Below are 11,296 nucleotides of genomic sequence, written 5' to 3' on the forward strand. Positions count from 1 at the left end.
AGGGCATGATGCTAGAGGGATGGCGCTGGTACGGGCCCGATGATCCCGTCTCGCTGGATGACGTCAGGCAGGCCGGCGCGACCGATATCGTCTCGGCGCTGCATCAGGTGCCGATCGGCGAGGCCTGGACACGCAAGGCGGTCGAGGAGCGCAAGAACTTCATCGAGCGCGGCCAGCCGAGCCGCTCGCAACTGAGCTGGTCGGTGGTGGAATCGATTCCAATCCCCGACGACGTCAAGCGTCTCGGCGGCAAGGCGACGCGCTCGATCGAGACATGGATCGCGAGCCTGGAGGCGGTTGCTGCGGCCGGCATCAAGATCATCTGCTACAATTTCATGCCGGTGGTCGACTGGTGCCGCACCGATCTGGAATGGGAACTTCCGAACGGCGCTCGCGCCATGCGCTTCGACCAGGAACGCTTTGCCGCGTTCGAGCTGCATATCCTGAAGCGGCCGGCCGCGACCGCCGAATACTCACCCGAGCAGCAGGCCCGCGCGAAAAAGCTGTTCGACCAGATGAGCCAGGCCGACATCGACTATCTCGTCATGGTGATCGCCAGCGCGTTGCCGGGGTCGACCACCGAGCCGATGACCATCCCGCAATTCCGCGACCGGTTAGAGACTTATCGCGACATCACGCCAAAAATCCTGCGACAGCACCTCGCCGAGTTCCTGGGCCGCGTCGCGCCAATCGCCGAACAGCTCGGGGTCTCACTGACCCTGCATCCCGACGATCCGCCGCGCCCGCTGTTCGGCCTGCCGCGCGTCGTGTCCAGCGCCGATGACTATCAGGCATTGTTCGATGCCGTGCCGTCGAAAGCGAATGGCATCTGCCTGTGCACGGGTTCGCTTGGCGTGCGCGCCGACAACAATCTCCCCGCAATGGCCGAGCGCTTCGGCCCGCGCATTGCATTTGCGCATCTGCGCGCGACCAAGCGCGAGGCCGATGGCCTGTCGTTCTACGAGTCCGATCACCTCGACGGCGATGTCGACATGATCGCGGTGCTGAAGGCGCTCCTGAAGGAGAACGCGCGGCGTTCGCCCGACAAGAGAATCGTGTTCCGGCCTGACCACGGCCACCGCATGCTCGACGATCTCGCGGCCACCAAGCGCACCAATCCCGGCTACACCGCGATCGGCCGCCTCCGCGGCCTCGCCGAGCTCCGCGGCGCGATCCGCGCGATCGAGCATCAATAGCAGGCAGCTGTGCCGAGCTTCGGATCGAGCCGGTCGATCATTGGCGCGGCGCTCGATCATGGCCGCAGAGTCCTGACGAATGGGCGGATGTGCAAAGACCAGGGGCGGGCATGACGCCTGCGCAGGGTGCGAAAAGCCATTCGATCTTGCGCGCCCTGCCGGCCTGTCCTACGCCAGCTCTGAACAAGATTTTCGCGAAGCCATGAAGCGCATCGCCAAAGCCTCGAGGGAGCCGTCATGACCATTCGCAACACCCGCACCGGGGGCCAGATCCTGATCGATCAGCTGGTCGCGCAAGGCGTCGAGCGCGTCACCTGCGTGCCGGGCGAGAGCTACCTCGCGGCGCTCGATGCGCTGCATGACAGCCCGATCGACGTCATGATCTGCCGCGCCGAGGGCGGCGCCGCGATGATGGCGGAGGCCTACGGCAAGCTCACGGGCCGCCCCGGAATCTGCTTCGTCACCCGCGGTCCCGGCGCCACCAACGCCAGCCACGGCGTCCATATCGCGATGCAGGATTCGACGCCGATGATCCTGTTCGTCGGCCAGGTCGACACCGGCATGCGCGAGCGCGAGGCGTTCCAGGAGCTCGACTACAAGGCTGTGTTCGGCACCATGGCAAAATGGGCGGTCGAGATCGATCGTCCCGACCGCATTCCGGAGCTGGTCGCGCGCGCCTTCCGCGTCGCCATGCAGGGCCGTCCCGGTCCCGTCGTGATCTCGCTGCCCGAGAACATGCTGACCGAGACCGCGGCCGTTGCGGACGCGATGCGTATCGAGCCGGCGGTGAGCTGGCCCGCGCCTTCTGATATCGAGCGCGTTGGCGCCATGCTTGCCAGCGCCAAGGCGCCGCTCGTCATTCTCGGCGGTTCGCGCTGGACAGACGAGGCGACCAAGAGCATCGCGCGGTTTGCCGAGCGGTTCGACTTGCCGGTCGCGACCTCGTTCCGCCGAGCGTCGCTGATCGACGCGGACCATTCGCACTATGCCGGCGACCTTGGCATTGGGCCGAGCCCGGGGCTGAAGGCGCGCATCGACGGCGCCGATGTCATTCTGCTGATCGGCGGCCGCATGTCGGAAATGCCGTCCTCGTCCTACACACTGTTCGATATTCCGACCCCGCAACAGAAGCTGATCCACGTGCATCCGGGCTCGGAAGAGCTCGGCCGCGTCTATCAGCCGGAGCTGGCGATCCAGGCGACGCCCGCCGCGTTCGCCGAAGCGGTCGAGACGCTAAAGCCCGCCGGGGCGCTCGCATGGAAGGGTGAAGCGGCCAAGGCGCATGCCGATTATCTGGCCTGGACCGACAAAGCGCGCGAGCTGCCCGGCACGTTCCAGTACGGCCAGGTCATGACCTGGCTACGCGACCGACTGCCGAAGGACGCGATCGTCTGCAACGGCGCCGGCAACTATGCTGGCTGGATCCACCGCCATCACCGCTTCCACAGCTTTGCGGCCCAGCTTGCGCCGACCTCAGGCTCGATGGGCTATGGGGTGCCGGCGGCGGTGCTCGCCAAGCGGCAATATCCAGATCGCACCGTGATCGCCTTCGCGGGCGACGGCTGCTTCCTGATGAACGGCCAGGAGTTCGCGACCGCCGTGCAATACGACGCGCCGCTCGTCGTCATCGTCGTCGACAATTCGCAATACGGCACCATCCGCATGCACCAGGAGCGCGACTATCCCGGCCGCATAGTCGGCACCCAGCTGAAGAACCCGGATTTTGCGATGTACGCAAAAGCGTTCGGCGGCCATGGCGAGCGCGTCGAGCGTACCGAAGAGTTCGCGCCGGCCTTCGAGCGTGCGCTCGCCTCGGGCAAGCCGTCGATCCTCCACTGCATCATCGATCCGCGCGCGATGTCGGTCGCCAAGGACTTTGCCCCTGCGGTGAAGGCTTAAGCCATGTCCAAGGGCCGCCACGTCGCCATCATCGGTGCCGGCGCGGTCGGCGTGATCAGCGCAATCGAAGCGCTGCGCGAGGGACATCGCGTCACGCTGATCGACGCAGGCGAGCCCGGTGGCGAACAGGCGGCGAGCTACGGCAATGCCGGCTGGCTCTCCTCGCATTCGGTGATCCCGCCGGCCGAGCCCGGCGTCTGGAAGAAGGTGCCGTTCTATCTGATGGACCCGCTCGGGCCGCTCGCGATCCGCTGGTCTTATCTGCCGAAGGCGCTGCCCTGGCTGATCAGATATCTGCTCTCGGGCTGGACCGAGGCGCGGGTCGAGAAGACGGCCTTTGCGCTACGCGACCTCCTGAAGGACGCGCCGCTGTTGCACAGGAAGCTCGCGGAGGAGGCGGGCGTTCCTGAGCTGGTCGAACGCAACGGCGTGATGCATGTGTTTCCGTCACGCGGGAACTTCGACAACGATCTCGGCTGGCGCCTGCGCGGAAAAGTCGGCGTCGAATGGATGGAGCTTAACGCCGACGAGATTCGTCAGCGCGAGCCGGATCTGCATCCGCGCTACACTTTCGGCGTGGTGGTGGAAGAGGCCGGGCGCTGCCGCGATCCCGGTGCCTATGTCGCAGCCCTCGCGCAACATGCGCTGGCAAGTGGCGCGCAGCTTGTGCGGGCCAAGGCGACGGGGCTCAAGCTTTCCGGCAACAAGCTCGTTGCAGTGATCACCGAGACCGGCGAGATTCCCTGCGATGCCGCGGTGATTGCCGCCGGCGCGCATTCGAAGCAGCTCACCGCATCCATTGGTGATCCGTTGCCGCTGGAGACCGAGCGCGGCTATCACGTCATGATCGAGAATCCGGAATCGGGCCCGCGCAGCTCGATGATGGCATCGGATGCGAAGATGGTAGTGAACTGGACCGACAAGGGTTTGCGCGCCGCCGGCACGGTCGAGATCGCCGGCCTCGAGGCCGAACCGAACTGGAAGCGCGCCGAGATCCTGCGCGACAACCTCCTCGGCATGTTCCCGAAACTGCCGACGGACATTCCGTCTTCCCGTATCAAGACCTGGTTTGGCCATCGGCCGAGCATGCCGGACGGACGTCCCTGCATCGGCTACGCGCGCGCCTCGCGCGACGTCGTCTATGCCTTCGGCCACGGCCATATCGGCCTGGTCGGTTCGGCCCGCACCGGCCGTCTCGTCGCCCAGCTTCTGAGCGGCAAGCCACCGGAGATTCCGCTCGCACCGTTCGCGCCCGATCGTTTCCTCTGAGATCGCACCATGACCACTCCAGCCAACTCGTCCTCCCGTATCGCCCGTGGCGGCAAGGCCATCTACGGCGCGCCGCTCGGCATCTTGATGCTGGAGGCGCGCTTTCCTCGCATTCCCGGCGACATGGGCAACGGCACGACCTGGCCTTTCCCCGTGCTCTATCGCGTGGTGAGCGGCGCTTCGCCGGAGAAGGTGGTGCTGAAGGGCGCGGCCGGCCTGCTGCCTGCTTTCATCGATGCGGCGAAGGAACTGGTGCGGCTCGGGGCCGAAGCCATCACCACCAATTGCGGCTTCCTCTCGCTGTTCCAGAAGGAGATCGCAGCCGCGGTCGGCGTTCCCGTCGCGACCTCGTCACTGATGCAGGTGCCGTGGGTGCAGGCGACCTTGCCGCCGGGCAAGCGCGTCGGTCTCGTCACGGTCTCCGGTTCGTCCTTGACGCCGGCCCATCTCGAAGGCGCCGGCGTGCCGCTCGACACGCCGCTGGTAGGCACCGAGCACGGCAAGGAATTCTTCCGCGTTCTGATCAAGGCCGAGAAGGACGACATGGACATCGCTCAGGCCGAGCGTGACGTGGTCGAGGCCGGCAAGGAGCTGGTCGCCAGGAATCCTGATGTCGGCGCGATCGTGCTGGAATGCACCAACATGCCGCCTTATGCGGCGGCGCTTCAGGCCGAAGTCGGATTGCCCGTCTATGATATCTATTCCATGATTACGTGGTTTCATGCCGGACTGCGGCCGCGTCGGTTTGGCTAGAGGTCGAGACGCTGCCTATCGACCGTATCACCTCCGCGATCAAGGAAGGCTAAGCGCAGATCATCCCGCTTTTGCTGCAGCTATACAATCCCTCGATATCTGGTTGTCCCAGACGGTCTGAGCCTCCCTATCAGAACATCGCTAGCATGCTTCCGAAATTCACGGAGACACGCGGTGCACAGCCCTCAGACCAATCTCGAAACGCGCGCTGGCGATGACTGGCCATCCGAGCTCTACCGCATCCTGAAAGCCGCCGACGTGCGGCAGATGTCCTATGTCCCCGATGCCGGCCACAGCCAGCTCATCCGCCTGTTCTCAGCCGACCGCGACGTCACCACCAACGTGCTGACGACGGAGGAAGAGGGCATCGCCATTGCCGCGGGGGCCTGGCTCGGCGGACAGCGCAGCGTGCTGCTGATGCAGTCGAGCGGGGTCGGCAACTGCATCAACATGCTGTCGCTGTCGGCGATCGGACGCTTTCCACTGCTGATGCTGGTGACGATGCGCGGCGAATGGGCCGAGTTCAATCCCTGGCAGGTGCCGATGAGCCGGGCGACGCAGCCCTCGCTGGAGGCGATCGGCCTGAAGGTGATGCGTGCGGAGACGCCGGAGGATCTGGTCGAGACGGTCGAATCGGCCGCAGCGCTCGCCTACCAATCCGATCAGCAGGTCGCAGTCCTGATCGGGCAACGTCTGATCGGCAAGAAGAAGTGGTGATGCCAATGCAAGCTCAACTCGACCGCCGTGCCGCCGTGGCCGCACTCCTGAAGAATCGCAAGGACACGCTGGTCGTCTCCGGCCTGGGCTCGCCGACCTACGACCTTCATTCGGTCGGCGACCACGACGGCAATTTTTATCTCTGGGGCGCCATGGGCGGCGCCGCGCTGATCGGGCTTGGCCTCGCTCAGGCCCAGCCGGAAAGGCGCGTGCTGGCCCTCACTGGCGATGGCGAGCAGCTCATGGGCCTCGGCGGTCTCGCCACCATCGGCGTTGCGCGCCCGCGCAATCTCGACATCGTCGTGATCGACAACCAGCATTTTGGCGAGACCGGAATGCAGGCAAGCCACACCGGGCGCGGGGTCGATCTCACCGCCATCGCCACGGCCTGCGGCTTTGTTGCGACCGGGACGGTGCGGACGCTCGAGGAAGTGGAGCGCCTCACGCGGCAGAACGCCGAGCCGGCTGATGGACCGCGGCTTTTTGTCATCAAGGTTCTGGCCGAAAATCCGCCACGATCGCTGCCCTCGCGCGATGCCGTCTTTATCAAGAACCGGTTCCGTGCTCATCTGGGTTTCGCGGCTGCGTAAGCCGGGTCTCACCCGGCAACAGCTTGCCTCAAGCAGCTATTCTGGAGTGAGACCATGAAACTAACCGGCAAGGTCGCCGCCATCACCGGCGCGGCGCGCGGCATCGGCAAGGCTTGCGCGAAACGATTCCTGGACGACGGCGTCAAGGTCGTTATCTCGGATCTCGATGCCGATGGCCTTGCCGCGACGGCTGCCGAACTGGGGCGGCCGGACGCCTTGCGCACCATCGTCGGCAACGTTGCCAGGCGCGCTGACGTCGACAAGCTCGTGGCCACCGCCGTGAAGGAGTTCGGCCGGCTGGACGTCATGGTCAACAACGCCGGCGTTGCCCGCAACCAGGACATTCTGGAGATATCCGAACAGGATTTCGACGACGTCATCGCCATCAACTTGAAGGGGGCGTTCTTCGGGGTCCAGGCGGCGGCCAAGCAGATGATCGCGCAAGGCGGCGGCGGGGTGATCATCAACATGTCTTCGGTCAACGCACTGCTGGCGATCCCGACGCTCGCGACCTACGCCATCTCCAAGGGCGGCATGAAGCAGCTAACGAGTGTCGCCGCCGTCGCGCTTGCCCCGCACAACATCCGCGTCGTCGCGGTCGGACCGGGTACGATTCTGACCGACATGGTGGCGTCCGCCATCTACACATCCGAAGATGCCCGCAAGACCGTGCTGTCGCGCACGCCGGCGGGCCGCGGCGGCGAGCCGGGCGAGGTGGCTTCCGTCGTGGCGTTCCTGGCGAGCGACGACGCGTCCTACATCACTGGGCAGACCATCTACCCAGACGGCGGCCGGCTGATCCTGAACTATACGGTGCCGGTGAAGTAGATCACTCCGCCGCAACCGTCATCCCGTGGCCCAGCCGTTTCGAAATGCTGCCGGCACAGTCGCGCAAGGCATGGGCGGTCGGGCTGTCCCAGCGCGCATCAAAAGTGCCTTCCGGTCCCATCGCGGTGATGACGAGGGCGACATGGCCGGAATGGTCGAATACGGGCGCGGAGAATGCGTTGACGCCGGGCAGGGGATCGCCGAGCACGCGGGCGAGGCCGTGCTTGCGGACCTCTGTGAGCATCTCAGTGACCTTCGCGCCTTTCACCGCGCGCTTCGGATTATACCCGACGCCGTGGCGATCGAGGCCGCTTTCGAGTGCGGCGTTGATTGTCTTCTCCGGCAGGAAGGCCGCAAAGGCCCGCCCTGTAGCGGTCTCCAGCAGCGCCATCACCGAGCCGGCCCGCATCACGATGTGCACGGGCTGGCCAGGCTCTTCGAGCTGCACCACGGTCGGGCCGTGCGTGCCCCAGACCGCCAGCGAGACCGCGTGCCCAATGTGACTTGCGAGCGCCGCGATCTTCGGCCTCGCGATGCGTACGCCGGACAGGCGGCGCAGGCTGATCAGGCCGAGCTCCAGCGCCAGTGCGCCGATCTCGTAGCGGCCGGTGGTCTCGTCCTGCTCGATCAGCCCGATGCGGGAGAAGCTGGCCAGATAAGGATGCGCCTTGGCCGGTGTCATGCCGGCCTCGCGCGCGAGATCGCGCAGCATCATCGGCTCACCGCATCTCGCCAGCGCGCGGAGCAATTCTCCGCCGACCTCGATCGACTGGATGCCGCGGCTTTCTCTCTTCATGCGCCTCCTGGCGTGTGGCTTACGCCGCGTCGCGCTTGGTGGCGCGGTCGGCGAGATGACGGCCGGCAATGTAGCCGAAGGTCAGCGCCGGCCCAAGCGTAATGCCGGCACCGGGATAATTGCCGCCCATGATGCTCGCCATGTCGTTGCCGGCGGCATAGAGCCCGGGAATCACCCGTCCCTCCGCATCGAGCGCTCGCGCGTTCTCGTCAGTGACGATGCCGGCATAGGTGCCGAGATCGCCGACCACCATCTTGATCGCGTAGAACGGGCCGTTCTCGATCGGCGCGACGCAGGGGTTTGGGCCGTGCAGCGCATCGCCCTGGTAGCGGTTATAGGCCTTTGATCCCTTGCCGAAGGCCGCGTCATGACCTAGTGGTGCGGTCGCATTGAACTGCTTGACGGTCTCGATGAACGCGGTGGCATCAATACCCGCTTTTGCCGCAAGCGCCTCCAGCGTCTCGCCGCGCAAGAGATAACCCGTGTTGAGGTGATGACCTGTTGGCATCGGGAAGGGCGGCACGCAGCCGAGGCCGTATTTGCGCAGGGTCGGGCGATCGCAGACGAGGTACGCCGCGATCTCCTCGCCGGGCTTCGCCGCCTTGACCATGGCCTGGACGAAGTCGTGATAGGAATTGCCCTCGTTGGCAAAGCGCTTGCCGTCGCGCATCACCGCGATCACGCCGGGCTTTGCGCGGTCGATGAAATGCGGCATCACGCCGTTTGAACCGTCCTTGCGCTTGGTGACCGAGACCGGGACCCAGGCTGCCGCGTTCGGCAGGCGGTCCTCGACATGCCCGCCGGCGCTTTCCGCAAGGCGCAGGCCGTCGCCGGTGTTGCCGGTCGGTCCCGGCGAAAAATGCTCGTTGCCGGTCGGCGCGTGCGGGAACATCTTCTTGCGCCGTTCCACATCGTGCGGAAAGCCGCCGCAGGCGAGCACGACGCCTTGTCTTGCACGAATGCGGACGTCGCGTCCCTCGCGGGCGACAATGGCGCCGATGACAGTGCCGTTCTCGACCGTCAGCTCACGCACCGGCGAGGACAGCCACATCGGAATCTTCAGGTCTTGCGCGGATTTTGCCAGGCGCCCGGCGAGCGCATTGCCGTTGGTCAGGGTCATGCCGCGGCCGTAGCGCAGCACGTCCATCAAATGGCGCGACAGGCGCTTTGCGACATAGACGGCCGAGGTCAGCGACTTCGTCGCGCGCATGAAATGGACGATGTCCTTGCCGGATCCGAGCATCATGCCGAATACGGTCAGCTCCGGCAGGGGCATGCCGAGGGTCTTGATCTGGTCGCCGAGCTCACGGCCGTCGAACGGGCGCGCCACCATCGAACGGCCACCCTGGGTGCCTCCGGGCGCCTCGGCGTGGTAGTCCGGGAATACCAGCGGCATGTCGAAGCGGAGCGCGGTCTTGCTGGTGAAGAAACCGACCGCCTCGGGCCCGGCGCTCAGGAATGCATCGACGCGCGCGGCGTCATAATTGTTGCCGGCTTCGTGCCGTAGATAGGTGCGGGCCTGCTCCGGCGTCTCCTCGATGCCGTAAGCCTTCGCCAGCGACGTGCCGGGAATCCACAACCAACCGCCGGAGCGGGCGGTGGTGCCGCCGAAGCGTGGCTCCTTCTCGACGATCAGGACGTCGAGGCCGCGATAGCGCGCGGTGATCGCGGCCGACATCCCGGATGCGCCAGATCCGGCCACGAGCACATCGCACTCGTAAGTCTCAATTGCGTTGCGCTCGTTGCCGGTCATGCGGGCCTCACTTCTTGAGCAGCGGACATTTGGACTCGGAGACCGGGCGGAAGGCGTCCTCGCCCTTTACCGTCTTGACGATCTCCAGGTAATCCCAAGGCTCCTTGGACTGCTCGGGTGTTTTCACCTTGGCGAGATACATGTCGCGAATGACGCGGCCGTCCTCGCGCAAGCGTCCGCCATGAACGAATGTATCCCCGATTGGCAGTTCGCGCATCTTGGCCATCGCCTTTGCGGGGTCATCGGTGCCGGCAGCCTTGATGGCCTTGAGATAATGCAACACCGAGCCGTAGACGCCGGTCTGGATCATGGTCGGCATCACCTTGGTGCGCTCGTAGAATTTCCGCGACCATGCGCGGGTCGCCTCGTCCATGTTCCAATACGACGCCGTGGTCATGTAGGTGCCCTGCGCGGATTTGAGGCCGATCGCATGCACGTCGGTGTCGAACATCAAGAGGCCGACCAGCTTCTGGCCGCCCTGGACCAGGCCGAACTCGCCGGACTGCTTGATGGCGTTGTCGGTGTCCTGGCCGGCATTGGCGAAGGCCACCACATCGGCTTTCGAGCTTTGCGCCTGCAGCGCGAAGGAGGAGAAGTCCGCCGTGTTGGTCGGGTGCTTCACGCCGCCCAAAACCTTGCCGCCCATCTCGTTGATGAAGCGCGTGGCGTCCTTCTCGAGCTGTTGGCCAAAGGCGTAGTCCGCGGTGATGAAGTACCAGGATTTTCCGCCTTCCTTGATCACCGCGGAGGCCGTCACCTTGGACAGCGCATAGGTGTCATAGGTGAAGTGCACGGTGTTCGGGCTGCACAGCTCGTCGGTCAGCGAGCTCGCGCCGGGGCCGGAGAGCAGCGCGATCTTGTTGCGCTCGCGCACCATGTTGTGCACGGCGATCGCGATGCCGGAATTGGGGATGTCGACGACGGCATCGACCTTGCCGTTGTCGAACCAGCCGCGCACGATCTGCACGCCGACGTCGGTCTTCATCTGATGGTCGGCGCTGATGATCTCGATCGGCTTGCCGAGCACGGTGGGCCCGAATTCCTCCACCGCCATCTTCGCGGCTTCGACCGAGCCAGGCCCGCTGTTGTCGCGGCCCCAGCTCGATAGATCCGTGAGCACGCCGATCCGCACCGCGTCGTCGGAGACTTGCGCGCTCGCGACGGTGGTCATGGCAGCCGAAGACATGGCCGCGAGCATGGCGCAGGCCAAAAACCCTCTCATCGTCATTCCCTCTCTTTTATGGGCCGCTTGGCGCGGCTGGTTGTTCTGGAGTTAACTAGATAATGACGAACCAATTTGTCAATGACGAATAGCGGTCTTGGGTGGATTCCGCTGTCCCGCGGACGGCGCCGCCAAAGTGAGCGCGCAACTGCTCCCACACCCGTCATTCCGAGCGGAGCGAAGATTCCATGGGGAGTGGATAGCGACCAAGTCTGAGGCCAGACTGAGGTTGCAATACCACCCAACCTGGAGACGACGATGTTGCTCGATCAT

General features: G+C 65.2%; 10 protein-coding genes. 7 read left to right on the forward strand and 3 right to left on the reverse strand.

The annotated features are described in order from the left end of the window. The first annotated feature begins 5 nt into the window (after window positions 1–5). The 7 genes from uxuA to ABIB06_RS19870 all read left to right on the forward strand — a co-directional run bounded on the left by uxuA (window position 6) and on the right by ABIB06_RS19870 (window position 7,252). Window positions 6–1,196 (forward strand): mannonate dehydratase, encoded by a 1,191-nt coding sequence (gene uxuA, locus ABIB06_RS19840; protein WP_354050149.1) that lies wholly within the window; start codon window positions 6–8, stop codon window positions 1,194–1,196. Between the two features lie 237 nt (window positions 1,197–1,433). Further along, window positions 1,434–3,095 carry a thiamine pyrophosphate-binding protein gene (locus tag ABIB06_RS19845; protein WP_354050151.1) on the forward strand — a complete coding sequence of 554 codons (1,662 nt, stop codon included), beginning with the start codon at window positions 1,434–1,436 and terminating at the stop codon, window positions 3,093–3,095. Between the two features lie 3 nt (window positions 3,096–3,098). Next, a complete protein-coding gene (locus ABIB06_RS19850; protein WP_354050153.1) occupies window positions 3,099–4,364 on the forward strand; it encodes an NAD(P)/FAD-dependent oxidoreductase in 1,266 nt (421 codons plus the stop codon). A gap of 9 nt (window positions 4,365–4,373) precedes the next feature. After that, a complete protein-coding gene (locus tag ABIB06_RS19855; protein ID WP_354050154.1) occupies window positions 4,374–5,117 on the forward strand; it encodes an aspartate/glutamate racemase family protein in 744 nt (247 codons plus the stop codon). A gap of 174 nt (window positions 5,118–5,291) precedes the next feature. After that, the gene (locus ABIB06_RS19860) at window positions 5,292–5,834 is read left to right on the forward strand and encodes a thiamine pyrophosphate-binding protein (RefSeq protein WP_354050155.1); all 543 of its coding nucleotides are present in this window, start codon (window positions 5,292–5,294) and stop codon (window positions 5,832–5,834) included. Next, the gene (locus tag ABIB06_RS19865; protein ID WP_354050157.1) at window positions 5,834–6,424 is read left to right on the forward strand and encodes a thiamine pyrophosphate-dependent enzyme; all 591 of its coding nucleotides are present in this window, start codon (window positions 5,834–5,836) and stop codon (window positions 6,422–6,424) included. The genes ABIB06_RS19860 and ABIB06_RS19865 overlap by 1 nt, the downstream gene beginning before the upstream one ends. 54 nt (window positions 6,425–6,478) lie before the next feature. Continuing rightward, on the forward strand, window positions 6,479–7,252 hold the full coding sequence (locus ABIB06_RS19870) for an SDR family NAD(P)-dependent oxidoreductase (protein ID WP_354069177.1): 774 nt from the start codon (window positions 6,479–6,481) through the stop codon (window positions 7,250–7,252). Between the two features lies 1 nt (window position 7,253). Here ABIB06_RS19870 and ABIB06_RS19875 read toward each other — a convergent pair whose 3' ends face one another. The 3 genes from ABIB06_RS19875 to ABIB06_RS19885 are packed head-to-tail and all read right to left on the reverse strand — an operon-like array spanning window position 7,254 to window position 11,023. Continuing rightward, window positions 7,254–8,048: an IclR family transcriptional regulator gene (locus ABIB06_RS19875; protein WP_354050159.1), complete on the reverse strand. Its 795-nt coding sequence runs from the start codon at window positions 8,046–8,048 to the stop codon at window positions 7,254–7,256. A gap of 19 nt (window positions 8,049–8,067) precedes the next feature. After that, window positions 8,068–9,801, reverse strand: coding sequence for an FAD-dependent oxidoreductase (locus ABIB06_RS19880; RefSeq protein ID WP_354050161.1), 1,734 nt, complete (start codon window positions 9,799–9,801; stop codon window positions 8,068–8,070). A gap of 7 nt (window positions 9,802–9,808) precedes the next feature. After that, complete coding sequence (locus ABIB06_RS19885; protein WP_354050163.1) at window positions 9,809–11,023, reverse strand: ABC transporter substrate-binding protein; 1,215 nt, start codon at window positions 11,021–11,023, stop codon at window positions 9,809–9,811. Window positions 11,024–11,296 lie beyond the last annotated feature (273 nt).

Origin of the sequence: Bradyrhizobium sp. LB8.2, assembly GCF_040548035.1 — a bacterium.
GTDB lineage: Bacteria > Pseudomonadota > Alphaproteobacteria > Rhizobiales > Xanthobacteraceae > Bradyrhizobium.